Origin of the sequence: Nocardia sp. CA-151230, from assembly GCF_050942175.1 — a bacterium.
Classification (GTDB): domain Bacteria; phylum Actinomycetota; class Actinomycetes; order Mycobacteriales; family Mycobacteriaceae; genus Nocardia.
In genome coordinates this window covers 7552625-7576953 of the sequence record NZ_CP192061.1, presented here as the reverse complement: position 1 = coordinate 7576953, position 24329 = coordinate 7552625, and the positions used below count along the sequence as shown (strand labels likewise).

Sequence of the window (24329 nt, the reverse complement as noted above, 5' to 3'; positions counted from 1 at the left end):
TGCCGTGTCGCGTGGGAACATACACGCGACGTGGGAACAGAGGAGCGTGGGTGAATGTCGACACTGAGTGAGTTACTGGCCGAACACACCGATCTACCGGGTGCGGCCGTCGACCATTTGCAGCGAGTGGTGGGGGACTGGCAGTTGCTGGCGGATCTGTCCTTCGCGGATCTGCTGCTCTGGGTGGGCACGGGCCCGGTCAGCGCGGGTGCGGAGGTGGTATGCGTCGCCCAGTGCCGTCCCACCACCGCGCCCACCGTGCACCTCGAGGATCTCGTCGGCACCCTCGCCACCAAGGAGGCGAATCCGCAGGTGTTCGAGGCCCTGCTGACCGCCGATATCGCTCGTACCGAAACCGATACCGCCCTCACCGGCGTCTATCACCCGCATCCCGTGCACGCCATGCGCGAGGCGATTCCGGTGCGGGTCGGTGACGACATCATCGCCGTGCTCGGCCGCGACACCGATACCCAGCGTCGCAAGATGCGCTCCAGCCTCGAGATCGCCTACATGTCCTGCGCGGACGACCTGTGCCAGATGGTCGCTGACGGCACCTGGCCCGCGCTCGAGGACCGCACCGGCGCGCACTCCAGCCCCCGCGCGGGTGACGGTTTCATCCGCCTCGACACCGAGGGCACCGTCGTCTACGCCAGCCCCAACGCCCTGTCGGCCTATCACCGCATGGGTTTGCAGAACGACCTGGTCGGCCAGGATCTGGCGCTGACCACCCGCTCACTGATCACCGATCCGTTCGACGCGCAGGAAGTCGTCGGCGACATCCAGGCGGCCCTGGCCGGAAAGGCCGGGCGCCGAATGGAAGTCGAGGCGCGCGGGGCGACCGTGCTGCTGCGCACCCTGGTGCTGCGCCCGCACGGGGAACTGGCCGGGGCCGCGGTGCTGGTCCGCGATGTCACCGAGGTGAAGCGGCGCGACCGCGCGCTGCTGTCCAAGGACGCGACGATTCGCGAGATCCACCACCGAGTGAAGAACAACCTCCAGACGGTGGCCGCGCTGTTGCGACTGCAGGCCCGCCGCACCGAGAACGAGGAGGCCCGCCTGGCCCTGACCGAATCGGTCCGCCGGGTCACCTCGATCGCCTCGGTGCACGAAATGCTGTCCATGTCGGTTGACGAAGAGGTCGATCTGGACGAAGTGGTGGACCGCCTGCTGCCGATCATGGCCGACGTGGCGACCGTCCACACCGCCCGCATCAAGGTGCGCCGCGCCGGATCGCTCGGCGTCTTCTCCGCCGAGCGGGCCACGCCGCTGGTCATGGTGCTGACCGAGCTGGTGCAGAACGCCATCGAGCACGCCTTCGACGCCGGCGAGAACGGTACTGTCACAATCCGTTCCGAGCGTTCGGCCCGCTGGCTCGATGTCATCATCAGCGACGACGGCCGCGGTCTGCCCGACGGATTCAGCCTGGAAGCCTCCGACCGGTTGGGTCTGCAAATCGTCCGCACTCTCGTGACGGCGGAATTGGGCGGATCCATCGGACTTCATCCCGGCGCCGATGTCGGCACCGACGCGGTCCTGCGAGTTCCCCTCGGCCGTCGCTCCGCCCGCTGAAACATATTGCGCGGCGCACAAGTTCGGGCGTAGTGAGAATCCGCGCGCCCGAACTTTCGTTCGAAGAGTCAATCCCGTTGAACGGGAATTCCTCTCGTGATCGGAATGCGGAGCCCCCGGTCCCGAGACTCGGGTCGGCCCCTTTACACACTGAAGCCCGGCACCTGAATTGGTGCCGGGCCGAATTGCGTTGCGGCCGCGAGGCTGGGGCCGGCCGTAACGCCTGTCGCCTAGCTGGTTAGACGACGGTGCGGGTACGCGTACGCGCGTTGCGGCGCTTCAGCGCGCGACGCTCGTCCTCGCTCATACCACCCCACACGCCGGCATCCTGGCCCGACTTCAGGGCCCAGGAAAGGCAGTCAGCGGTGACGGGGCAGCGAGCGCAGACCAGCTTGGCATCGGCAATCTGCGCGAGCGCCGGACCACTGTTACCCACCGGGAAAAACAGCTCGGGGTCCTCGTCGCGACAGATGGCCTTGTGGCGCCAGTCCATTCCTCTGCTCCTTTGCTAGGGCGCGCACGGCGCTGCCCCTCGGGTTTGTGGTCCGTTCACTTGTGCGACTCGAATGTTTCCGCACGGTTGCTTGTGAATGCTTTCACGAACACCGTAGATGTCAATAGATACCCGGTGCACCGTGGGGAAGCTCACGCTGTAAGACCCCTACATGGGGATCCGCCGTGTCATTTGTACTCGGTTGAGCCAGCTTTCGCAGCGCAACCGGGATGTTTCTAGGGCGTGTCGAACCGGCTAGGGCTTCGGCGCGACCACATCGAGGATATCCGGGACGGCTGTGAAATTCACCATGTTGCGGCGCCCGATGAAGTCGCCATCGATTTGCAAGCCGATCGGTTCGGCTGCGGTGACGGTCACGGCCGGAACGTCGTCGTCGCGAAACAATATGCGGCTCTTGGGATCTCCATGGGCGGCCAGCAACTGGCGGGCCACCATCAGGGTGGGCAGAACGCCCATGCTGCGCATCGCAAACACCCCGAGACCCGATTCGAATGCGGTCCCCGGGTTGGTGACCACGGGCGTGTTGTCGAGATAAGTCCAAGGGCTGGCATTCGTCACGAATGCGTAATGCACATCTGTTACCGGTTCGTGACCTGGAATGTCGAGACGCACTTGCGGGGCATGCCGTTTGGCGCGAAAGAACTGCCGGACCGTGGTGCGCAGATAGCGAGCGGGCGTGGCGGCTTTGCCATCCGCGCGCTTGGCGTCGATGGCCTCGCACACATCCGCGTCGAGTCCGACACCCGCGCTGAAGAGGAACCAGCGATCGTCGGCGACGCCGAGCCCGATGCGGCGGTCGGCGTCATCGGCCACCAGATCGATCAGCTGATTGGTGGCGGTCACCGGATCCGGTTCGATGCCCAGCGAGCGCGCGAAGACATTCGCCGAACCGCCCGGGATGACGCCGAGCCGCGGCAGCCACTCCCGCTGCGGCTCACCCGGCAGCGGGAGGAAACCGTTGACGGTCTCGTTCACCGTGCCGTCCCCGCCGTGTACCACGATCAGGTCCATCCGGGTGTCGGCGGCCCAGCGCGCCAGCTCGGCGGCGTGCCCCCGGTGCTCGGTGTGGCGAACGGTCAGCTGGGTGCGGCTTTCCAGTGCGTGAGCGAGCAGATCGCGAGTGGACCGAGTGGTCGAAGTGGCATTCGGGTTCACGATAAGCAGCGTCCGCACATCCGCAGCCTACTGACGTCCGCCGCGGCACGGCTGCCCGAGTCCGGTGACCACCCCGGTGAATGCGGGTGGGCGGGTCCAGGATTCGGCAACGACGCTCGGTCGTAGGCTGGGCGGGTGGCTGAGCAGAACAACGGCGAGAACAAGCCCGCGGGCGAGAGCGACGTGGTGCCCGCGACGGTGCGCGTGGCGGGCGCGCTGGTCGCCCTGGAGGGCGCGCTGGGCCTGGTCGCGATGGTCGTGCTGATCATCGTCGGTGTGAACGGGTCGGCGCAGAGCCCCAAGAACAGCTATCTCACCGCCGGATACGCGGCCATCCTGGGCAGCGCGGTGCTGGCCGCCGGGATCGGGCTGATGCGCGGGAAGCGGTGGGGGCGGGCCATCGCCACGCTGACCCAGCTGTTGCTGCTGGGTGTCGCGTACTACATGTTCACCTCGGACCGGCCCGAGTTCGGAGCGCCGCTGGGACTGCTGGCACTGGGTGCGCTGGTTGCGCTGTTCGCTCCGGCCTCGAATCGGTGGATGGCCGCGGGCTACGGCTCCGTCGAGGAGTAGGCCGTAGCGGTCGCCAGAGTCGCCGTACTGGTTGCTCAGTGGCCCGTGAGCGAGTTTTGGGACGCTCGCCCACCTCTCGGGTGAGCGAGCGCTTTCCAGCGATGCTGCGGTGAATTCGGATGCCGTGGCGAATTCAGTCGTCGGCGTGCGTCGCCAGGCGGGCCAGGGCCGCGCCGCGCAGGCGGTAGCCCGTCCACTCGTGCTGGTGCTCGGCCCCGATGGATTCGTAGAAGTCGATGCTCGGGGTGTTCCAGGTGAGCACCGACCAGTCGATGCGGGCATACCCCTGCTCGACGGCCTCGCGGGCCAGCGTCGCGAGCAGGCTCTTGCCCAGCCCGCGGCCGCGGACCTCCGGCTTGACGTAGAGATCCTCCAGATAGACCCCGTGCACGCCCTTCCAGGTGGAGAAGTTCAGGAACCAGATGGCACAGCCCACCACGCCCTGATCGCTCTCGGCCACATGGGCGTACAGCGCGGGCTGCGGCCCGAACAGGGCCGTCTCGAGCTGGGCCGCGGTGAGGGTGCACTCGGCGGCGGCTTTCTCGTACTCGGCCAGGTCGTGGACGAGCTGGACGAGCGCCGGGATGTCGGCGGGGGTGGCGCGGCGAATCATTCGGCGGCCCCTTCCTACGGGTTGAGCGGCGGAACCAGATTGTGCGCGAGCACGGTTCGAGCCTGGTGATCATGTCCCAGCACCGTAACCGCGGCGGTGGACAGGAAGAATCGGCGGCCTTCGATCACCTCGAACTCGGCCCAGCGGGCGATGAGCGCGCGAGAGAAGTGGCCGTGGCCGACCAGCACCACATCGCGGGTGGCCAGCTCGGGGATGACGGTGGCCAGCACGTGGTCGGCGCGCTTGCGGACGTGCTCGGCGCTCTCGCCCTCGGGGGTCTCGCCGGTCCAGATGGTCCAGCCGGGGGACATCTGCTGGATCTCGGGCGTGGTGAGGCCCTCGTATTCGCCGTAGTCCCACTCCACCAGATCGTCGTCGACGATGACGCCGGGCAGCCCGGCCAGCGCCGCGGTGCGCAGCGCGCGCTGCCGGGGGCTGCACAGCACCAGCGGATTCCGCAATTCCATGTCGTACAGCAGTTTTCCGGCGGCCCGGGCCTGCGCCTCGCCGATCTCGGTGAGCGGCACATCGGTGCGGCCGGTGTGGCGGCGTGCGGCCGACCAGGCCGTCTCCCCGTGTCGCAGCACTACCAACCGGAATTCGCCACCACTCATGAATTCGATCATGCTCCACCGCCTACCCGAATACCTAGCGGGCGGCCGAGAGCCGTTGGAATCGAGCGCCGGCGGGCGGCCGGATCAGGAGGCCGCGCCGACGCCGTACACCTGGGTGCCCCGGCGTTCCAGGAAGACGCTGCCCGAGACGCTCAGCCCGATGGGCTCGTTGTGGTAGTCGCTGCGCTGCAGCGGGATTCGCGAGACCTGCGCGCCGGTGCCGGGATCCAGGACGGCCAGGCCGTCCGGGACCGGGGCCACCAGCTGGCCGGCCATCAGCGCGGGGGTGCCGAGCACGTGCTGGGCGCCCCACTGCGGGTCGAGGGTGGTGGGATTGAGGGCGATCAGGCTGTCGCCGGTGAAGACGAAGAAACCGGTGGACAGGCGCGCCACCATGGCGTTGTCCGCGAAGGCCGGAACCTGGTGGGTGGCAAGCAGATTGCCGCTGACGTCATAGATGGTCAGCACCGGCGGGGTGGTCGGGGTGGCGGGGAGGTAGAGCGCGGTCCGGGTGTCGGACACCGCGATCACGCGCGCCCCGTCCACCGCGCCGCCGGGCTCGTTGAGCACGTGCGTGCTGTATTCCTCCGGCACCGTGCCGTCCTTGGGCGCGGGATTGAGGATGGACAGCCGGTCGGCGGAGTCCTTGGGGCAGCGTTCCAGCACCGCCACCCGGCTGGGCGCCGAGCCCGCCGAGAGCAGCCGGCAGTCGGCGCGCGGCTGGGTGTGCGGATTCACCGGGGCGTCCACATAGCCGTATTCGAGGGTGCGGACCAGATCCGAGCGCCACATCTCCAGTCGGTCGTCGCCCAGCGCGAGCACATAGGTGCCGTCCGGGGCCAGGGTGATCCGCTTGTCCATGTAGCTGGACCGCGCCGCCACCCGGGTCCCGGTCTCGGCGTTGAGCAGGGTGGTCTGACTGCAGCCGCGCTCATCCCGGTAGGTGGCGATGACCGTCCCGAACTGGACCTCCACCGCGCACAACGGCATGTCCCGCTGGTACTTCCAGACCTCGTCGCCGGTGCGGGCATCCCGCCCGGTGACGGTGCCGCCGTCGGCGGTGACGGCCACCGCGCCCACTGCCAGCGAGCGCATGGCCGCGCCGTCCGGTGCGTGCCACAGCTCCTTGACCTGCGCAGGCAGCGAGTCGGCCGCCGGCGGCGGGGTGAGGGTGTGGTTCGCGGACTGTGCGTGGGTGCCGCGCACATCGCTGGTCAGCGCCACGACCGCTGCCGCGATCGCCACCAGAGCGGCGATCGCGACAGCGGTGAGAATATCGGCGCGCGTCCGCCGCTCGGGTGCGAGCACGACAGCGAGAGTAACCGATCTGCGCGGCTAGGCCGAGGCCGCGACCGCGGTGTCGGTCACCACCACGGCGGCCTCGGCGTCCGCATCGGCCTTCTTCCGCCGCGTCCGCCGCACCGGAGCCGCCGCCGCGGGCTCGTCGGAACCGCTTGCCGCAGTACCCGACTCGACCGCTTCGACCTCCGCCTTGACGGCCTTCCGGACCCGCTTGCGCGGCGCGGCCTTCGGCGCCTCGGCGCCGTCCGCCGCCTCCGCGACCACCTCGGCGGCGCCGTTGGCGTCCACGGTCGCCGCGGCCGCCTTGCGAGTCCGCTTGCGGGGCGCGGCCTTCGGCGTTTCGGCGCCGTCTGCCGCCTCGACCGTGACCTCGGCGGCGCCGTTGGCGTCCACGGTCGCGGCCGCGGCCTTGCGAGTCCGCTTGCGCGGCGCGCTCTTCGGAGCCTCCGCGGCGACCTCGGCACCGCCGGCGGTCTCCTCGGCGGTCGGAGCGGTGCTCGCGGCACGGCTGGCGCGCTTGCGCGGCGCCCGCAGGGCGGGCTCGGCCGAGTCGCCGTCGGTGGCAGCCGATTCCGCCACGACAGCGGATTCGGCTGCGCCGGTGCCGGATTCGGCCACGGCGGCCTTGGTACGGCGGGTGCGCTTGCGGGGCGCGTCCGCTTCGGCAGTCACGGGAGTCGCTGCCGCCGCAGTGGTTTCTGCGACGACGGCCGACTCCGCGGCAACCGGGGCCTCGGCGGCAGTGGCAGTGGCCTCGGCGGCTGCCTTGGTGCGGCGGGTGCGCTTGCGGGGCGCGGCGGCCTCGACCACGTCGGCGTCGGCGACCGGCTCCACCGTCGTGGTGGCCACGCTCGCCTCGACCGGCGCGGGCGTCTCGGCGACCGCGGCCTCCGAGACGACGTCGGCGGCGGCCTCGGTCACGCCGATGCCCTCGGCGGAACCCTTGCCCCCGCGACGGGTGCGCTTGCGTCCCCGGTGGGCGCCGTCTCCGGCATCCTCGGAGACGACGTCGGCAACCTCGGCGGGGCCGTCGGCGTCGAGCTCGGTCTCGACCGCGGTCGCGACGATGACGTCGGCAGGGGTGTTGCCACCCTTGCCGCGGCGGCGACGGCGGCGACGGCGGCCGGACTTCTCCGGATCACCGGCGGCCGAATCGGCCTCGGCGGCAGGGGTTTCGGCGGTCACCACGGCCGCGTCGCCCTCGACCGGCCGGCCGCCGCGGGTGCGACGGCGGTTGCGGCTGCGGGTACCGCGGCGTTCGCGCTCCTCCACGACGGCGTCCTCGTCGCGCTCGGGCTTGCGCTTGCGGATGACGCCGGTGACGCCCTCCGGGATGCCGAGTTCCTCGTACAGGTGGGGGGAGCGGGAATACGTTTCGACCGGTTCCGGGATGCCGAGGTCGAGGGCCTTGTCGATGAGGCCCCAGCGGTTCAGCTCGTCCCAGTCCACCAGGGTGACCGCGACACCGGTCTTGCCCGCGCGGCCGGTGCGGCCGATGCGGTGCACGTAGGTCTTCTCGTCCTCCGGGCACTGGTAGTTGACGACGTGGGTGACGTCGTCGATGTCGATGCCGCGGGCGGCCACATCGGTGGCGACCAGCACGTCGATCCTGCCCTCGCGGAACTTCTTGAGCGCCTTCTCACGGGCGATCTGCCCCAGGTCGCCGTGCACCGCGCCGACGGCGAAGCCACGCTCGGCCAGATCGTCGGCGACCTTCTGAGCGGTCCGCTTGGTGCGCGCGAAAATCATTGTCGCGCCGCGGGTTTCGGCCTGAAGGATGCGAGCCACCAGCTCGCTCTTGTCCAGCGCGTGCGCACGGTAGACCAGCTGGGTGATCCGGTCGTGCACCGCGGACTCGTGGTGCTCCTCGGCTCGGATGTGCGTCGGCCGGTTCAGGAAGGTGCGGGCCAGGGTGATGATCGGACCCGGCATGGTGGCCGAGAACAGCATGGTCTGGCGCTGCTCGGGAACCATATTGAGGATGCGCTCGATATCGGGCAGGAAGCCCAGGTCGAGCATTTCGTCGGCCTCGTCGAGGACCAGCACCTGCACCTTGCCCAGGATCAGATGCTGCTGCTCGGCCAGATCCAGCAGGCGGCCCGGGGTGCCGACGACCACGTCGACACCGGCGCGCAGCGCCTCGATCTGCGACTCGTAGGGGCGGCCGCCGTAGATCGACGTGATGCGCACCTTGGTCCCGGTGCTGTCGTCGAGATACTTGGCGGCGTTCTCCAGATCCTGGGTGACCTGGATGCACAGCTCGCGGGTCGGCACGATGACCAGCGCACGCGGGGTGCCGTCGAGGGCCTTGGTGCCGGAGTCGCCGGTGGCGATGCGGTGCAGCAGCGGCACACCGAAGCCGAAGGTCTTACCCATACCGGTGCGGGCCTGGCCGATGAGATCCTCACCGGCCAGCGCGAGCGGCAGGGTGAGTTCCTGAATGGCGAAAGTGCGTTCGATGCCGATCTCGGCGAGGGCCCGGACGATTTCCGGCCGCACGCCCAATTCGGCGAAAGTGGGAGCGAGGTGGGTGTCGTCGAGTTCCGCGGTCAGCAGCGTGTCCGCCACACCCGGTTCCTGCTCTACGGTGATCTTGCTCAGGTTCTTGCCTTTCCTCGTTTATCGCGTCTCGCGCGCACGAGGCGTGGGGCGGACCCGGTCGGTCCGCGACGACCACTTGATCCGTTCTCGCCGCTGCGGGATGCCTCTCCGGTGGATGGGCGTCGACCTGGCGCGGCGGTGCAGTGCTGCGGATCGGAGTGCGCGCACATTTTCCATGGACTACGGGCATAATTCCGCCGTCCGCGGAGATTGTAGCGTGATACGGCCTTCGCCCTGATTTCCGCCACCGCTAATGTGTGGCGTTATTGCGCTGGTAGGCGCGCTTATCGGTAGCGAAAGACGGTCTGATCCGGGGTTTCGCATTGCCGTTAATGATTGTGGCGCACCATAATTCGTCCGGGGGCAACCGTGTCGGACGCCGCTTGGACAGTTGAGTTGCTCACATATGTGATACGCCGTGTAGCACTATCTGCCAAGGTGGTGCCGTGAGCTTGGCAGACACCGTGAGCACCGCCGTCCGCAACATGTGGTCGCTGACCTTCGGCGACGGCATCGAGGCCCCCGAACCCACCCCGTCGACGGTGCTGTCCGACGCGCCGCATCGCGAACTGCGCCGCTACGACGGCGCGGGCCCCGACGATCCGGCCGTGCTGCTGGTCCCGCCGCTGGCCGCGCCCGCCTTCTGCTTCGACCTGCGCCCCGATCAGAGCCTGGCCCGGTTCCTGCTGGAGACCGGCCGCGCGCCCTACCTGGTCGACTACGGCGACATCACCTTCGACGACCGGCGCATGGGCTTCGAGACCTGGATCGATGACATCCTGCCCGAGGCCATTCGCGAGGTCTCGGCCGATCGCGGCGGCCGTCCGGTGGATCTGGTGGGCTGGTCCATCGGCGGCGTGCTGGCCCTGCTGACCGCCGCGGCCGATCAGGCGCTGCCCATCCGGTCGATCACCGCCGTCGGCGCGCCGCTGAGCTACGACCACATGCTCGGTGCGCGCGAACTGCGCACCCTGGCCCGCATCGACGGCGGCCGCACCGCCACCGCCGCCATTCGCGCCGCCGGCGGGGTCTCGGCGCAGCTGACCCGGATCGCCTACCGCGCCACCGCCTGGGATCGGGAACTCAAGCGGCCGTTCTTCATTGCGAGCAATCTCGCGGACACCGCGACCCTGGCCCGGATGGAGACCATCGACCGGTTCCAGAATTCGCTGCCCGGGTATCCGGGGCGCTTCTACAACCAGCTGTGGGGCCGGTTCATCCTCAACAACGACATCGGCAAGGGCGTGGTGCACCTGGGCGAGCGGCGGGTCGAGCTGGCCGACATCACCCAGCCGGTGCTGCTCGTCGGCGGACCGAACGACGTGATCACCGCGGCCGCCGCCGTGGAGCACGGGACGACGACGCTGACCGGCTCGCCGGAGGTGCGGTACGAGACCGCACCCGGCTCCCACCTCGGCATTCTCATCGCCCGTGACACCACGTGGACCTATCTGGACAAGTTCCTGCGCGACCAGCCATGACGGGTCGATACCTCGGATGCCAGGAACACACCGGTAGCCCCGAGTCGCCGGTTCGATCATGAATCGCGTTGTGTCGCGAGGACTTACGAACGTGTCGGGGGTATGCCCCGGGTGTCGTCGCCGATGGGTGAATGCACGTCGTTTCCGGCCGCTAGGGTGGGGTCCCATGGGAGCAAACTCGTCCACTGCGCTCGGCGCTGCCTCGGAGTCTTCCGACGGCCGCATCTCCGCCGAACATCCTGGAGCCACCGATCTCTTCGCGGTCCTCGCCTACGGTGAGATCTCCGCCTTCTACCGTCTCGCCGAAGAGGCCAAGCTGTCGCCCACGCTGCGCGGCCGGGTGGCCGTCGCCAAGATGGCCGGCAACGAGATGGACCACTTCGAGACCTTGGAGCGGGCGCTGGCCGACCGCGGGGTCGACATCTTCGACGCCATGGCCCCGTTCGTGCGCGCCCTGGACGCCTATCACGCCTCCACCGACCCCTCCACCTGGCTGGAGTCGATGGTCAAGTTCTACGTCGGCGACGGCATCGCCGCCGACTTCTACACCGAGATCGCCGGCGCCCTGGCTCCCGAGGTCGCCGACGTGGTGCGCGACGTGCTGGCCGAGACCAGCCACTCCGAGTTCGTCATCGAGGAGGTGCGCACCGCGGTCGCCCAGAATCGGTCCGAGCGGGACCGGCTGGCGCTGTGGGGCCGCCGCCTGCTGGGCGAGGCCATCACCCAGGCGCAGTACGTGATGGCGCAGCGCGACGGGCTCACCGAGCTGGTCCTCACCGCCACCGGCGATCTGAACGGCGTCGCCACGCTGTTCGAGCACATGCAGAACAGTCACGCCGAGCGCATGCGCGTCCTCGGCCTGAGCTGACGCTCCCCGTTCCCCCAGCCGTCTGCGCTGTTCCCCGGCAGTGCCGTGGGTGCTGTTCGCTGACAGCGCAGGCGGTCGCGGCCGGACGCTGTCCCGGCTGCGCTAGCGTGATCAGGACAGCACAGGACTCTAGGTTCGGAGGTTGGCCGTGGAGGTCAAGATCGGCATTTCGGATAGCCCGCGTGAGCTCGTCATCAACAGTTCGCAGACCCCCGCCGAGGTCGAGGCGGCCGTCACCGGCGCGCTCCAGGGTGAGGGCGGCGTCGTCACGCTGACCGACGAGAAGGGCCGCAAGTTCCTGATCCAGGCCTCGAAGGTCGCCTATGTCGAGATCGGCACCCCCTCCTCGGGCCGCGTCGGCTTCGCGGCCGTCTAGTCGAACTCTCGGGGACTTCCTGAAACCCCTAGTGACATAAAAGAATTGCCCCGCCGAGCTGCTCGGCGGGGCAATTCTTTTGCTGTTGTCGGGGATCGAGGGGATTACCCCCGAATCCTTCGAGAGTTGAGAGAACTTTTCTCTCAATCCATCGGGTGCAGCGGCACGTGCTTCAGGCCGCCCCAGCACAGTGCGACGGTGGTGTCGACCGCGTCGTCCTTGCTGATCGGCCGGTCCGCCTCGAGCCAGTAGCGCGCGCTCAGCTGGCTGGCGCCGACCAGGCCGACGGCGAGCACACGGGCGCGGTACGGCTCCAGGCCGGAGTCGTGGGCGACCAGGTCGAAGACCGCGTCCACGCAGGCCTCGGTGGCCTGCTCGACACGGCGCTGCACCTGCGGTTCATTGGTCAGATCGGATTCGAAAACCAGTCGGAAGCCCTGGGTTTCGTGATCGACGAAGTCGAAGTAGGCCTGCACGGCGGCGCGCACGCGCTGCTTGTTGTCGGTGGTGGAGCGCAGCGCCTGGCGCACGCTCGACACCAGTGCGTCGACGTAGTTCTGCAGGACCGCCAGATACAGTTCGAGCTTGCTCGAGAAGTGCTGGTAGAGCACCGGTTTGCTGACGCCGGCGCACTGCGAGATCTCATCCATGCCGGAGGCGTGATAGCCGCGTAGCACGAAGACCTCGCTGGCGGCCGCGAGTAGCTGCGCCCGGCGCGCCTCACGGGGCAGGCGGGTACCGCGCTTGCTCGCCGCCATGGCCTCGGATGACATGCGGTGCGACGTCATCCGGTCCACGAGGTCAGTCATTGCCTTTTCTCCCAGTTGATTCCCGGTGGGAAGGATGTCACCGGTATCCCACGAACGATACTCGCTCATGGGGCCCGTGCCGATCCAGGTTCCGAATTTTGGTGTGCTGGTTGTTGTCGATCAGCAGCTGTGATGGTCGAGTGGGACTCGCGTCGATTATGCGAGGCCGATCACAACTGTGTAGCACATGTTCCGATTTGTGAGCTCTGCCGCATTGGCGTGAGATATCTCGCAGCAATAGCGCCGCCCAGCCACGGCCCTTCCGTGCGTGGGGGCGGGCTGTGAGAGTCTGTCAGTCGTGACCGACCATGGGGGCAGTAGTTCCGGCGGGCCTGATTCACGCCGCCCCGTGGGGGCCGATGTGCCGCAGACCGCCGGTAACAAGCGCCGAGGAAGACCCAGCGGGCCGATCTACGATCCGCTCGGTGTGTACACCGGCGCCAGCGCATCGCAGACCGGCCCCTCGCTATCCTCCGGGCTCATCACACCGCCCGACCCCGCACCCGATCCCAGTCAGCCCGCCGGTGATCACCTGCCGCTGCCGCACCAGCCGCTGCGCGCCCGCTGGGATCCCACCGCCCCGCCCGCCGACGCCCGCAACCGGCAGCGCCCCGACCGCGAGACCAAGAAGCAGAGTCCGCTGGGCCGCTTCGTGAGCACCTACGGCTGGCGCGCCTACGCCCTGCCCGTACTGCTGGTCATCACCGTCCTGGTCGTGGTGGACGCCCTGCGCCACACCGGCGACGCCAGTACCGGACTCCCCGGCTTCGGCCACCTCAGCGAGCACACCGACAAGCCCAGCGGCATCATCGGCGGCGCACCCAAGGGCGACGGCAGGTACGCGGCCGATCTGCCCACCGGCGCGGTCCCGCCCGGCGGGCCCTACGCCGACACCGGCACCGGCAACTGGCACGTGGTGCCCGGCAATACCGCGCAGGTCGGCACCGGCTCCCAGCACGTGTTCACCTACACCGTGGAGATCGAGGACGGCGTGGACACCGCCAGCCTCGGCGGTGATCCGGCCATCGGCCAGATGGTCGACGCCACGCTCGCGAATCCCAAGTCCTGGACCCATGATCCGCGTTTCGGCTTCCGGCGCGTGGACACCGGCACTCCGGATTTCCGAATCTCGCTGACCTCCCGCGACACCACGCGCAAGTCCTGCGGTTTCGAGATCCCGGTCGACTCCTCCTGCTACAACGCCGATCTGGGCCGCGTTGTGCTCTCGGAGGTGCGCTGGGTGCGCGGGGCGCTGGCCTTCGAGGGCGATGTGGGTTCCTACCGGCAGTACCAGATCAATCACGAAGTGGGACATGCCATCGGCTACCACGAGCACCAGCCGTGCGAGGTCGACGGCGGGCTGGCGCCGGTCATGATGCAGCAGACCTTCGGGATCCGGAACAACGACATCGCGAAGCTCGATCCCGAAGGTGTGGTGCCGATGGACGGCAAGACCTGCCGCTTCAACCCGTGGCCCTACCCCCGGGCCTGAGCCCCCTCCACCGCGGCGGCGGGCGCGGATTCCGTTGCGGCCGAAGGCCGGTGCCGGGCGACTCCCAGGCCAGCCAGGGCGCCCAGGGTCGCCGCGGCGGCCGCGGTGAGCAGCGCCGCGCGGAAGCCGTGCTGGACGGCCGTCGTCGAGGTATAGCCGCCGGTGACGGTGAAAACCGCTGAGGTGACCGCGATTCCGAAGCTGCCGCCGAGCTGGCGCAGGGCGTTGTAGATCCCCGACGCGGTGCCGATGGACTCCGGTCCGACCGAGCTGATCGCCGCGTTCTGCACCGCGGGCATGGCGGCCGAGATGCCGATACCGGTCAGCAGCATCGGCCCGATCAGCGCCGGGTATCCGGCCCCGGCCCCGGCGGCCAGTGCGATCCAGAGCAGGCCGATCCCCGCCAGCAGCAGTCCGGCCACGATCAACCGGCGTTCGCCGATCCGGCTCATGCGCGCGCCCGCCAGGGGCGCGACCACGAAGAGGGTTGCGGTCCAGGGCAACAGGCGCAGCCCGGAGCCGAGTGGGGTGTTGTGCAGCCCGGCCTGCAGGTACTGGGCGAAGAAGAACGCGGTGCCGAAGATCGCGGCGGTCATCAGGAGCCCTGCCAGATTGGCGGCGCCGAAGCCGGGGCGGGTGAACAGCCGCATGGGCACCATGGGCTGCGGGGTGCGCAGCTCCCAGCCGACGAAGGCCGCCAGCAGCGCACCGCCGCCGAGCAGTGCGCCCAGGATCTCGGTGCTGGTCCAGCCGATCGCATTGCCGCGCACCAGGCCGAGCACCAGCCCGAGCACGCCGAGCCCGGACAGCAGGACGCCGACGGTGTCGACCTGTGCGGCGGGCCCGGTGCTCTCCGCGACCCAGCGGCGGACGGCCGGAATCAGCGCCGCGCCGATGGGCACATTGAGCCAGAAGATCCACTGCCAGGTCAGGCCCTGCACCACGGCCCCGCCGACGACGGGTCCGCCCAGGATGGCCAGCCCGGTGACCCCGGCGAAGATGCCCATGGCCCGTCCGCGCTGGGCGGGCGGGAAGGCCACCCCGAGCAGGGCGAAGGCGGCGGGCATGATCATGGCCGCACCGACGCCCTGCACCGCGCGGGCGGCGATCAGCGCGCCGATGCCGGTGGCCAGTGCGCAGGCGGCGGAGGAGAGGGTGAACAGCGTGAGCCCGGCGATGAGCAGGCGGCGGCGGCCGACGCGGTCGCCGATCACCGCGGCGGTCAGCAGGAACACCGCGAGTGCGAGCGTGTAGGAGTTGAAGGTCCAGCCGAGCGCCTCGAGGGACGCGCCGAGCTGGACCCGGATGGTGTTGAGCGCGGTGGTGACGACGAGCGCGTCGAGCCCCACCATGAGTGACGCCACCGAGGTGAGGGCGAGCGTCCAGCGCTGGTGAGTGGTCATGGGGGAGTGACCTTTCGGGTCGGTTCGGGTGTCACCGGTACGTACTCACCGGCTCGCGAAAACTCATCGGCCGCTGGTCGGCGGCCCGTCGCTCGACGACTCGGCGACGCCGTGCTAGCAAGGTGGGATGACCGCCACCGTCGACGACGTGGTCGCCGTCGCCGATTCGCACCGCCCCGAACTGCTCGCCTACTGCTACCGGATGACCGGCTCGCTGCACGATGCCGAGGATCTGGTGCAGGAGATCCTGGTGCGCGCCTGGCGGTCGGCGGATTCCTATGACCCGCAACGGGCTTCGCTGCGCACCTGGCTGTACCGGATCGCCACCAATGTCTGCCTCACCGCGTTGAAGAGCGCGCAGCGGCGGGCGCTGCCGGTCGATCTGGCACAGCCGAATCCGGTGGTGGGGGCGGAGCGGCTCGCTCCTTCGCCCGAACTGCCGTGGCTGGAGCCGTTCCCGGACGCGCTGCTCGGGGACGGCGATCCGGCCGCGGTGGTGGCGGCCCGGGAGAGCGTGCGGCTGGCGTTCGTGGCCGCGCTGCAACACCTTCCGCCGTTGCAGCGCGCGGTGCTGATCCTGCGGGACGTGCTGGCCCTGCGGGCGGCCGAGGTGGCCGGGCTGCTCGACACCAGCACCGCCGCTGTCAACAGCGCCCTGCAGCGGGCGCACGCGCAGCTGTCCGGCGTCCAGGCCGGTCCCGCCGAACTGGGCGACGACGAGCAGCGCGAACTGCTGAAGCGCTACGTCGAGGCGTTCGAGGCCATGGACATCGACGCCCTCAAGGCCATCCTGCGCGACGATGCCATGCTCCAGATGCCGCCGTTCCTGGCCTGGTTCCAGGGCCGCGACGCCGTCACCGCCTTCCTGGGCCGGGTCTTCGCCCGCGGCGAGGTCTTCCGCCTGCTACCCACCCGCGCCAACAACCGCCCGGCGCTCGCCGCCTATGTCGAGCGCGGCGATGTCTTCGAGGCCGCCAACCTCCACGTCCTCACCCTGGACCGCGACGGTTTCGCCCGCCTGGACCTGTTCCACTCCCCGGACCTCTTCCGCCTGTTCGACCTCCCCGCCCGGCTGTGACGTGACATCCGTAGGCTTGGGGAAGAACGCCCCGCCCTGCGGTGTTGCAGCAATGGCCGCGAGTTTCCGGCGAATTCGATTGAGGAGTCCGAAGACGTGTCATCGCATCCCTCCCTGCCGCCCCTGGTGGAGCCGGCGGCGGAGCTGACCCGGGACGAGGTCGCCCGCTACAGCCGCCACCTGATCATCCCGGACCTCGGGGTGGACGGTCAGAAACGCTTGAAGAACGCCAAGGTGCTGGTGATCGGCGCGGGCGGGCTGGGCTCCCCGGCGCTGCTGTACCTGGCGGCCGCCGGTGTCGGCACGCTCGGCATAGTGGAGTTCGACGAGGTCGATGCCTCCAACCTGCAGCGTCAGATCATCCACGGCGAGTCCGATATCGGCCGTTCCAAGGCGGACAGCGCCCGCGATTCGATTCTGGAGATCAACTCCGGAATCACCGTGGAGCTGCACAAGATTCGCCTCGAACCCGACAACGCGGTCGAGCTGTTCAGCCGCTACGACCTGATCGTCGACGGCACCGACAACTTCGCCACCCGCTACCTCGTCAACGACGCCGCGGTCCTGGCCGGCAAGCCCTACGTGTGGGGCTCGATCTACCGGTTCGAGGGCCAGGTCTCGGTGTTCTGGGAGGACGCCCCCGACGCGCCGGATGGCGAAAAGAGAGGCATCAACTACCGCGACCTCTACCCGGAGGCTCCGCCGCCGGGCATGGTCCCGTCCTGCGCCGAGGGCGGCGTGCTGGGCGTGCTGTGCGCCTCCATCGGCTCGATCATGGTGACCGAGGCGATCAAGCTGATCACCGGTATCGGCGACCCGCTGCTGGGCCGGCTCATGGTGTACGACGCACTGGACATGAGCTACCGCACCATCAAGCTGCGCCGCGATCCGGAGCGTCAGCCCATCATCGAGCTCATCGACTACGACGCGTTCTGCGGCGTGGTGTCGGAGGAGGGCCAGGCCGCGGCCATCGGCTCCACCATCACCGCCCGGGAGCTCAAGGAGATGCTCGACGCCGGCAAGGATGTCGCCATCGTCGACGTGCGCGAGCCCGTCGAATGGGACATCGTCCGTATCGAGGGCGCGACCCTGATCCCCAAGGACCGCATCCTCTCCGGCGAGGCCCTGGCCGAACTGCCCCAGAACACCCCGATCGTCCTGCACTGCAAGACCGGAATCCGGTCGGCCGAGGCGCTCGCGGCGCTCAAGAACGCCGGCTTCTCGGACGCCACCCATCTCCAGGGCGGCATCATCGCCTGGGCCAACCAGGTCGACCCGTCGCTGCCGGTCTACTGACCGAAAGGGTTGATTTATCGGGACGTGACAACTGATTTCGGACGGATCCGGGTAACTCCCCGGGTACGTCCGAAATCGGTGACACGCCCGACCGCCGGTCGCCGACGACACTCCGACGGCTCCTAGTCTGGCCTTAAGTCCCGGGGAGGCGGTACAGCGGTACCGTACGCGCGTGACCATGACTGCTGTGGAACCTCCTGAGCATGTGCGCTCGACCTTCGGGTTGCGCGAGGAAGCGCCGGTTCCGCTGGGGAACTGGGACGGTGGCTGGCGTTGTGGCGATGTGGTCCTGAGCCCGGTGACCGATCATGCGCGAGCGGCGTGGTCGGCGAAGGTACGCGAGACCCTGCGGGTGGACGGGCTCCGCCTGGCGCGGCCGGTGCGGGCCACCGATGGACGGTATGTCGTATCCGGTTGGCGCGCCGACACCTTCCTCGAAGGAGTGCCGGAGCCGCGGCACGACGAAGTGGTATCGCTGTCCTTACGCCTGCACCAGGTGACCGCGCGCCTGGAGCGTCCGCGTTTCCTGGCCGCACAGCCGGTCGCGCCGTGGGTGGATGTGGATGTCTTCGCGGCCGCGGATCGCGCTGCGTGGGAAGCGGTTCCGCTGCGCAGTCTCAAGCTGGGCGGCATGCTGCCGTCCACCTCCCCGGACGGCGACCGCAGCCAGATCCTGATCACCCAGCTGTCCACGCTGCGCAAGCCGGTGACCACTCCCGCGCAGCTGGTGCACGGCGATCTGTTCGGAACCGTCCTGTTCTCGGGCGCTTTCGCGCCCGGCCTCACCGACATCACCCCGTACTGGCGGCCGGCCCCCTGGGCGGCGGCGGTCATCGTGGTCGACGCCCTGTCCTGGGGCGGGGCCGACGACGGCCTGCTGGAACGTTGGGGTGATCTCCCCGAATGGCCGCAGATGCTGGTGCGCGCGGTCATGTTCCGCCTCGCGGTGCACGCCCTGCACCCGCGATCCACGCCCGAAGCGTTCCCGGGCCTGGCCCGCACCGCCGACATGATCCGCCTGCTGCTCTAGGGGGATGAACAACGGAAAGGCCGCGCCGGGCGACGAATCCGGCGCGGCCTTTCTGTTCCCCTGAGGATGGGGATCTCTGGAAGGGCGCGCTTCCAAAGTCATTGCCTGAGAGTTGGGTCTGCTCAGATGTTGGCGTGGGCCAGGGAGGGTGCGCGTCCGACCGCGAAGGACGAGCGCAGGTAGAACCACCAGCAGATCGCGCCCATGGCGAGGTAGGCCACCACGTAGCCCCAGAAGGCCGGATTCATGCTGTGGTAGTGGGTGTTCGACAGTCGCAGGGCCTGCTGCAGGATCCAGCCGCCGGCGGCGCCGATCGCGCCGATGACGCCGATGGCCGCACCCGCCTGCCGTTTCGCGGAGATCAGGGCCGCCCCGATGTCCTGACCGGTCTCCGAGGCGTGCCGCCGCGCTTCCGCGGTGAAGATCATCGGGATCATCCGGTAGGTCGACCCGTTGCCGATGCCGCTGAACACGAACAACAGCAGGAACGAGATCAGGTACAGCGGAAAGTTCTTGGCCGACAGCGACGCCACGATGAGCGCGGCGGCGACCGCCATGCCACCGAAGACGTACAGCGTGATCTTCGCGCCGCTGAGCCTGTCGGCGATCCAGCCGCCGAAGGGCCGGCTCATGGAACCCACGAGCGCGCCGAGGAAGGCCAGGTTGCCCAGGGTGCCCATCCAACCGATCTTGGCCAGGCTCGGGAAGTTGGCCTTGAGCAGGGTGGGGAAGGCGAAGGAGAAGCCGATGAAGGAGCCGAAGGTGCCGATGTAGAGGACGGCCATCACCCAGGTGTGCCGGTTCTTCAGGGCCAGTTTGTAGGACTTACCATCGGATTTCGCGCCGGACAGCGAGTCCATGTAGCGCAGCGCGCCGAACAGGGCGACGAGGATGAACGGAATCCACACCAGCACAGCGAGAGTGATGCCGAACCGGTAGCCGCCCGGGTTCTTGGCCATGATGTGGGTGCCCAGCGTGATGATGAGCGGCACGAACAATTGTGTCTGTGCCACACCGAGATTGCCGCCCGCGGCATTGATGCCCAGCGCCGCGCCCTTCTTGCCCTCGGGGAAGAAGAAGTTGATATTGGCCATCGACGACGAGAAGTTGCCGCCGCCGACACCCGCGAGTGCGGCCAGCACCATGAACACCCACATCGGTGTGCTCGGCTGGTTGATGAAATACGCCAGACCCAGCGTGGGTAGCAGCAGCATGGCCGCGCTGAAGGCGGTGAAGGCGCGGCCGCCGAAGCGCGGGATGGCGAAGGTGTAGGGCACGCGCAGGGCCGCGCCGACCAGGGTCGGGGTGGAGGTGAGCAGCAGCGCGTTGTTGACCGCATCGGGATTCTTCGCGCTCAGGAAGGCGAATCCGGCCGAGCCCATGGCGGTGACCACGCTGGCCCACAGCACCCAGACGCTGAATCCGAGGTTCTCCGCGAAAACGGAGAAGATCAGATTTTTGCGGGCGGTTTGTTTACCCCCGTTTTCCCAGAATTCACTGTTGTCCGGTTCCCAGCGGTCGATCCACCGTCCGCGTCTTTGGAAGGCGAAGGTCTTTTCCGGTGCCTCTACTACGGTTGCCATGAGCGGCTGTCCTCTCGGCTGTCGCGACCGCCCTCATCATGGGTTCCCGGTCGTCGGGGAACCGCTGCGGTCGCGTCCAACCGTAGGAAGCGCTTTTTACGTCCGAGTGTTTTTCCGTGACGGAGACGGTAATTCGGCCTCACCCGGCGGTGTGTCGCGTGGTGACCTTTCGGTTACTCGAATTTCGTATCAAGCGTCCGGTATTCGGCCATGAGCGAATCGAGGAAGCAGTTGGCGGTGCGGGCCGCCCGTTCCGGATCGCCGTCGATGACCGCCTGCACCAGTTCGGCGTGCTCGTCGTGGTACGTCTCGCCCTCGCGCTCGGACCGGACACGGATCCCGGCCGCGATGACGGGCAGCAGCGAGTCGTAGAACTCCAGGTATACCGCATTGTGGCTGGCGACCACGATGGCGCGGTGCAGTTGCACGTCGGCCTCGATGGCGGCGTCGAAGTCGGTGTCCCAGTTACGGGTTCGTTCGTCGAGCACGCGTCGCAGGGTCGCGATGTCGGTGTCGTCGCGGCGCTCGGCGGCCAGCCGGGCGGCGGTGGTGTCGAGGGCCCGCCGCAGTTCCAGGACATCGCGCTGCTGGGCGTCGGCCAGGTACTCGGTGAGGGTGCCGCCGAGGGTGGAGGTGGAGATGACGTAGGTGCCCGAGCCCTGTCTGCGCTCGAGCATGCCGGCGTGCACGAGGGCCTGGACGGCCTCGCGCACGGTATTGCGGCCGGTGCCGGTGAGTTCGGTGAGCTCGGGTTCGGTGGGGATACGCGAGCCGACGGCCCAACGGCCGGAACGGATTTCGGCACGAAGCTGCTCGGTCACCTGGGCGATGAGGCTCGTGCGCCGGACTGGTTGCACGGGTGACAGCGTACCTTGCCTCACATTCGTTGCATCACATCATCGGGTCATCCTATGATTTCCGGGTGACTGCGACGATGGATGAGACGATGGCCCCGGTGCGGGGCCTTTCCAATGCCCCGAGCGAAACGACAGGCTTCCGCCCCGAAATGTCGAAGCGCGCCCTGTTCGAGGGTCGCCTGCTCGTGCTCGTCGCCATCGTCATGTCCGCTCTCACCCTTCGCGTCGCCGTCACCGCATTCACTCCGCTCGCCGCCCGCATCGGGCAGGACATCGGCTACTCCACCGCGGTGGTCGGTGTGTTCGGCATGCTGCCGACCGCCATGTTCGCCCTCGGCGGGCTGCTGACACCGGTGCTGTCGCGTCGCCTGGGCCTGGAGGCGACCGCCCTGGTGGCCATGCTCATGACCGGTGCCGGCTCGGTGATCCGTGCCCTGGTGCCCGCCACCTGGGAGCTGCTGGCCTTCTCCGCGCTGGCCCTGGCCGGCATGGGCATCGGCAATGTGGTGATCCCACCCCTGGTCAAGCGGTACTTCTCGGATCGGCTGGCCGCGCTCAGTTCGGTCTACATCGTGATGGTGCAGCTGGGCACCGTCTTCCCGGCCCTGATCGCGGTGCCGGTCGCGGACGCGCACGGCTGGCGGCTGTCGCTGGGTATGTGGGCCGCGCTGGCCTTCGCCGCCGCGCTGCCGTGGATCGCGGTGCTGCGGGTGCGGCGTGACCACGCCCGCGGGGACACCACCGAATTGCCTTCGGACGCGGTCGAATCCACCGGCAAGGTGTGGCGTTCGCCGGTGGCCTGGGGCATGGCCTTCATGTTCGGCATGACCTCGCTGATCACCTACTCGCTGTTCACCTGGATGCCGACGATCTTCGGCGACGCCGGCGCCAGCGCCTCCTTCGGCGGCAGCATGGTCGGCATCTTCGCCCTCATCGGCCTGGTGGCGGCGCTGAGCGCGCCGATCGTGGTGGGCCGCATGGCCAATCCGTTCCCGGTCGTCATCGGCTGCGCGGTGTTCTTCTTCATCGGCTTCGCGGGTCTGCTGCTCGCGCCGATGAGCGCCCCGCTGCTGTGGGTGCTGGCGGTGGGCCTCGGCCCGTCGACCTTCCCGATGGCGCTGACCCTGATCAACCTGCGGACCCGCACCGGCGCCGGTTCGGCCGCGCTGTCCGGCTTCACCCAGGGTGTCGGCTACTCGGTGGCATGCGTGGGCCCACTGCTGTTCGGCGCGCTGCACACGATGACCGGGGGTTGGCTGGCGCCGTTCGGATTCCTGGTGGTGGCGGTCCTGATCCTGATGGCGGGCGCCTGGGTGGCGTGCAAGCCGCAGATGCTGGAAGACACCTGGAAATAAATTCACCGTTCGAGTTGCCGGGCCGTGAGGTTGGGGCCATGCTTTGTGGCAAGGCTCTCAACTTCCGGCTCGGTCACGCCTTTTCACGCGTTTCCTGGCGATTTGTGGCTGCCGGAAACCCTTGTGTCACATAGCTGAAACATAAGGTCACTTCTCACGCCGGTTGCCCGATATTCGTGAGCAACCGTTGATTTGCCGGTCATTTCGCGCAGCATCGACGCAATACCGATTTCCTACCTTGGGGCCATCCAGATTTCAGGAGGGCCTCTTGTTGACGACGCTGACCCGCAAGCGCGACATCGAGCATTGGGATGCCGAAGATGTCGAGGCTTGGGAAGCCGGTGGTAAGGACATCGCTCGCCGCAACCTGATCTGGTCGGTGTTCGCCGAGCACGTCGGGTTCTCGGTGTGGTCGATCTGGTCGGTCATGGTGCTGTTCATGCCGACCGACAAGTTCGGCATCGACCCGGCCGGCAAGTTCTTCCTGGGCGCGATGCCCACCCTGGTCGGCGGCTTCATGCGGATTCCGTACACCGTCGCCACCGCGAAGTTCGGCGGGCGCAACTGGACCGTCGTGAGCGCGCTGCTGCTGCTGATCCCGACGCTGCTGACGCTGTACTTCGTCAACCAGCCGGGCACCTCCTACACGACCTTCCTGGTCGTGGCGGCCTTCGCGGGCTTCGGCGGCGGCAACTTCTCCTCGTCGATGTCCAACATCAACGTCTTCTTCCCGCAGCGGCTCAAGGGCTGGGCGCTCGGTATCAACGCGGGCGGCGGCAATATCGGTGTGCCGGTGGTGCAGCTGGTCGGCTTGGCGGTCATCGCCACCCTGGGCAACCACTACGGCAATGCCTCGGTGGTGTGCGCGGTCTACCTGGTCCTGATCGTGGTGGCGGCGCTCGGCGCGGCCCTCTACATGGACAACGTCAAGAACCAGAAGGCCGACCTGTCCTACATGATCAAGGCGCTGAGGGTCCCGCAGTCGTGGGCCATCGCCTTCCTCTACATCGGCACCTTCGGTTCCTTCATCGGCTACAGCTTCGCGTTCGGGCAGGTGCTGCAGATCAGCTTCAAGGCCGGCGGCGCGAGCGTCGCCGCGGCCACCCTGCACGCCGCGCAGATCGCCTTCATCGGCCCGCTGCTGGGTTCGCTGGCCCGCCCCTACGGCGGCAAGTGGGCCGACCGCATCGGCGGCAGCAAGGTCACGCTGTACACCTTCGGCGCCATGACCGCGGCGGCCGTGCTGGTCGCGGTGGCCTCCACCATGGGTGATCACGCCGGGCACCCGAAGGGCGGCGTGCTGGTGGCCCTGATCGTCGGATTCACCGCGCTGTTCGTCATCTCGGGCTTCGGCAACGGGGCCGTCACCAAGATCATCCCGTCGGTGTTCGAGGCCAAATCCCGCTCCCTGGACGGTGATTCGGCCAGCCGGGCGGCCTGGGCCCGCAACACCTCGGGCGCGCTCATCGGCTTCGTCGGCGCCATCGGCGCGCTGGGCGGTGTCGGCATCAACCTGGTGCTGCGCTCCTCCTACGCCTCCACCAAGTCCGCGACCACCGCGTTCTGGGTCTTCATGGCCTTCTACGTGGTCTGCGCCGCCGTCTGCTGGGCGGTCTTCATGCGCCGCCCGAGCCTGCGCTCGCTGACCTCCGAAACCACCGACGCCGATGTCGTCGTCGAGGCCGAGGCGCTGGTCCTCGAAGCCGAAACCGGCTCCGCCGCAACCGATTCCTCGTCCACCTCGTCGGCTCGCGCCTGAC

General features: G+C 68.5%; 20 protein-coding genes and 1 pseudogene. 11 read left to right on the top strand and 10 right to left on the bottom strand.

Going from position 1 to position 24329, the window contains the following annotated elements; translation table 11 throughout:
- Nucleotides 1-54: 54 nt before the first annotated feature.
- Entirely contained in the window at nucleotides 55-1569 is a 1515-nt protein-coding gene (locus ACQP1O_RS35600; protein ID WP_357002128.1) for a sensor histidine kinase, read from the top strand.
- 238 nt (nucleotides 1570-1807) lie between these two features.
- Here the strand turns inward: ACQP1O_RS35600 and ACQP1O_RS35595 are convergent, their stop codons facing one another.
- The gene (locus tag ACQP1O_RS35595; RefSeq protein ID WP_011211115.1) at nucleotides 1808-2062 is read right to left on the bottom strand and encodes a WhiB family transcriptional regulator; all 255 of its coding nucleotides are present in this window, start codon (nucleotides 2060-2062) and stop codon (nucleotides 1808-1810) included.
- Nucleotides 2063-2317: 255 nt separating this feature from the next.
- Nucleotides 2318-3256 carry a diacylglycerol/lipid kinase family protein gene (locus ACQP1O_RS35590; protein ID WP_433562732.1) on the bottom strand — a complete coding sequence of 313 codons (939 nt, stop codon included), beginning with the start codon at nucleotides 3254-3256 and terminating at the stop codon, nucleotides 2318-2320.
- 117 nt (nucleotides 3257-3373) lie between these two features.
- Between ACQP1O_RS35590 and ACQP1O_RS35585 the strand changes: the two genes are divergently transcribed.
- Nucleotides 3374-3811, top strand: coding sequence for a hypothetical protein (locus ACQP1O_RS35585; protein ID WP_433562731.1), 438 nt, complete (start codon nucleotides 3374-3376; stop codon nucleotides 3809-3811).
- A 133-nt stretch (nucleotides 3812-3944) separates the two neighbouring features.
- On the opposite strand, the gene ACQP1O_RS35580 is transcribed toward ACQP1O_RS35585, so the two are convergent.
- The 4 genes and pseudogenes from ACQP1O_RS35580 to ACQP1O_RS35565 all read right to left on the bottom strand — a co-directional run.
- Nucleotides 3945-4424 carry an N-acetyltransferase family protein gene (locus ACQP1O_RS35580; RefSeq protein WP_433562730.1) on the bottom strand — a complete coding sequence of 160 codons (480 nt, stop codon included), beginning with the start codon at nucleotides 4422-4424 and terminating at the stop codon, nucleotides 3945-3947.
- 14 nt (nucleotides 4425-4438) lie between these two features.
- Complete coding sequence (locus ACQP1O_RS35575) at nucleotides 4439-5038, bottom strand: acid phosphatase (RefSeq protein ID WP_433562729.1); 600 nt, start codon at nucleotides 5036-5038, stop codon at nucleotides 4439-4441.
- Nucleotides 5039-5122: 84 nt separating this feature from the next.
- Nucleotides 5123-6346, bottom strand: coding sequence for an Rv3212 family protein (locus ACQP1O_RS35570; RefSeq protein WP_433562728.1), 1224 nt, complete (start codon nucleotides 6344-6346; stop codon nucleotides 5123-5125).
- 1074 nt (nucleotides 6347-7420) lie between these two features.
- Nucleotides 7421-8908: pseudogene (locus ACQP1O_RS35565) on the bottom strand (DEAD/DEAH box helicase); the annotation flags it as partial.
- A 479-nt stretch (nucleotides 8909-9387) separates the two neighbouring features.
- Here ACQP1O_RS35565 and ACQP1O_RS35560 point away from each other — a divergent pair.
- The 3 genes from ACQP1O_RS35560 (at nucleotide 9388) to ACQP1O_RS35550 (ending at nucleotide 11666) form a co-directional block, all read left to right on the top strand.
- The gene (locus ACQP1O_RS35560) at nucleotides 9388-10422 is read left to right on the top strand and encodes an alpha/beta fold hydrolase (RefSeq protein WP_433562727.1); all 1035 of its coding nucleotides are present in this window, start codon (nucleotides 9388-9390) and stop codon (nucleotides 10420-10422) included.
- A 166-nt stretch (nucleotides 10423-10588) separates the two neighbouring features.
- Nucleotides 10589-11290: a ferritin-like fold-containing protein gene (locus ACQP1O_RS35555; protein WP_433562726.1), complete on the top strand. Its 702-nt coding sequence runs from the start codon at nucleotides 10589-10591 to the stop codon at nucleotides 11288-11290.
- 148 nt (nucleotides 11291-11438) lie between these two features.
- Nucleotides 11439-11666, top strand: coding sequence for a DUF3107 domain-containing protein (locus ACQP1O_RS35550; protein ID WP_379379513.1), 228 nt, complete (start codon nucleotides 11439-11441; stop codon nucleotides 11664-11666).
- Nucleotides 11667-11809: 143 nt separating this feature from the next.
- Here ACQP1O_RS35550 and ACQP1O_RS35545 read toward each other — a convergent pair whose 3' ends face one another.
- On the bottom strand, nucleotides 11810-12475 hold the full coding sequence (locus ACQP1O_RS35545; RefSeq protein ID WP_354834016.1) for a TetR/AcrR family transcriptional regulator: 666 nt from the start codon (nucleotides 12473-12475) through the stop codon (nucleotides 11810-11812).
- 298 nt (nucleotides 12476-12773) lie between these two features.
- Here ACQP1O_RS35545 and ACQP1O_RS35540 point away from each other — a divergent pair, with 298 nt between their 5' ends.
- Nucleotides 12774-13967, top strand: coding sequence for a DUF3152 domain-containing protein (locus ACQP1O_RS35540; protein ID WP_433562725.1), 1194 nt, complete (start codon nucleotides 12774-12776; stop codon nucleotides 13965-13967).
- On the opposite strand, the gene ACQP1O_RS35535 is transcribed toward ACQP1O_RS35540, so the two are convergent.
- Nucleotides 13952-15370 (bottom strand): DHA2 family efflux MFS transporter permease subunit, encoded by a 1419-nt coding sequence (locus tag ACQP1O_RS35535; RefSeq protein WP_433562724.1) that lies wholly within the window; start codon nucleotides 15368-15370, stop codon nucleotides 13952-13954. The genes ACQP1O_RS35540 and ACQP1O_RS35535 overlap by 16 nt on opposite strands.
- Before the next feature lie 127 nt (nucleotides 15371-15497).
- Between ACQP1O_RS35535 and ACQP1O_RS35530 the strand changes: the two genes are divergently transcribed.
- The 3 genes from ACQP1O_RS35530 (at nucleotide 15498) to ACQP1O_RS35520 (ending at nucleotide 18774) form a co-directional block, all read left to right on the top strand.
- Entirely contained in the window at nucleotides 15498-16448 is a 951-nt protein-coding gene (locus ACQP1O_RS35530; RefSeq protein WP_433562723.1) for a sigma-70 family RNA polymerase sigma factor, read from the top strand.
- Nucleotides 16449-16544: 96 nt separating this feature from the next.
- Complete coding sequence (gene moeZ, locus ACQP1O_RS35525; RefSeq protein ID WP_357002160.1) at nucleotides 16545-17744, top strand: adenylyltransferase/sulfurtransferase MoeZ; 1200 nt, start codon at nucleotides 16545-16547, stop codon at nucleotides 17742-17744.
- A gap of 178 nt (nucleotides 17745-17922) precedes the next feature.
- The gene (locus tag ACQP1O_RS35520) at nucleotides 17923-18774 is read left to right on the top strand and encodes a TIGR02569 family protein (protein WP_433567896.1); all 852 of its coding nucleotides are present in this window, start codon (nucleotides 17923-17925) and stop codon (nucleotides 18772-18774) included.
- Between the two features lie 122 nt (nucleotides 18775-18896).
- Here ACQP1O_RS35520 and ACQP1O_RS35515 read toward each other — a convergent pair whose 3' ends face one another.
- Together ACQP1O_RS35515 and ACQP1O_RS35510 are read right to left on the bottom strand one after the other, a co-directional pair.
- Nucleotides 18897-20357 (bottom strand): MFS transporter, encoded by a 1461-nt coding sequence (locus ACQP1O_RS35515; protein WP_433562722.1) that lies wholly within the window; start codon nucleotides 20355-20357, stop codon nucleotides 18897-18899.
- Nucleotides 20358-20530: 173 nt separating this feature from the next.
- Entirely contained in the window at nucleotides 20531-21214 is a 684-nt protein-coding gene (locus ACQP1O_RS35510; protein ID WP_433562721.1) for a FadR/GntR family transcriptional regulator, read from the bottom strand.
- A gap of 65 nt (nucleotides 21215-21279) precedes the next feature.
- Here ACQP1O_RS35510 and ACQP1O_RS35505 point away from each other — a divergent pair, with 65 nt between their 5' ends.
- Nucleotides 21280-22569, top strand: a complete 1290-nt coding sequence (locus ACQP1O_RS35505) for an MFS transporter (RefSeq protein ID WP_433562720.1) — start codon at nucleotides 21280-21282, stop codon at nucleotides 22567-22569.
- 268 nt (nucleotides 22570-22837) lie between these two features.
- Nucleotides 22838-24328 carry a nitrate/nitrite transporter gene (locus ACQP1O_RS35500; RefSeq protein WP_433562719.1) on the top strand — a complete coding sequence of 497 codons (1491 nt, stop codon included), beginning with the start codon at nucleotides 22838-22840 and terminating at the stop codon, nucleotides 24326-24328.
- Nucleotide 24329: the final 1 nt, after the last annotated feature.

Bases quoted from the DNA above. Each gene is read 5' to 3' on its own strand.
- ACQP1O_RS35575 (WP_433562729.1), bottom strand. From the start codon at position 5,038: ATGAGTGGTGGCGAATTCCGGTTGGTAGTGCTGCGACACGGGGAGACG.
- ACQP1O_RS35530 (WP_433562723.1), top strand. From the start codon at position 15,498: ATGACCGCCACCGTCGACGACGTGGTCGCCGTCGCCGATTCGCACCGC.
- ACQP1O_RS35580 (WP_433562730.1), bottom strand. From the start codon at position 4,424: ATGATTCGCCGCGCCACCCCCGCCGACATCCCGGCGCTCGTCCAGCTC.
- ACQP1O_RS35600 (WP_357002128.1), top strand. From the start codon at position 55: ATGTCGACACTGAGTGAGTTACTGGCCGAACACACCGATCTACCGGGT.
- ACQP1O_RS35545 (WP_354834016.1), bottom strand. From the start codon at position 12,475: ATGACTGACCTCGTGGACCGGATGACGTCGCACCGCATGTCATCCGAG.
- ACQP1O_RS35515 (WP_433562722.1), bottom strand. From the start codon at position 20,357: ATGGCAACCGTAGTAGAGGCACCGGAAAAGACCTTCGCCTTCCAAAGA.
- ACQP1O_RS35535 (WP_433562724.1), bottom strand. From the start codon at position 15,370: ATGACCACTCACCAGCGCTGGACGCTCGCCCTCACCTCGGTGGCGTCA.
- ACQP1O_RS35555 (WP_433562726.1), top strand. From the start codon at position 10,589: ATGGGAGCAAACTCGTCCACTGCGCTCGGCGCTGCCTCGGAGTCTTCC.
- ACQP1O_RS35520 (WP_433567896.1), top strand. From the start codon at position 17,923: ATGACTGCTGTGGAACCTCCTGAGCATGTGCGCTCGACCTTCGGGTTG.
- ACQP1O_RS35595 (WP_011211115.1), bottom strand. From the start codon at position 2,062: ATGGACTGGCGCCACAAGGCCATCTGTCGCGACGAGGACCCCGAGCTG.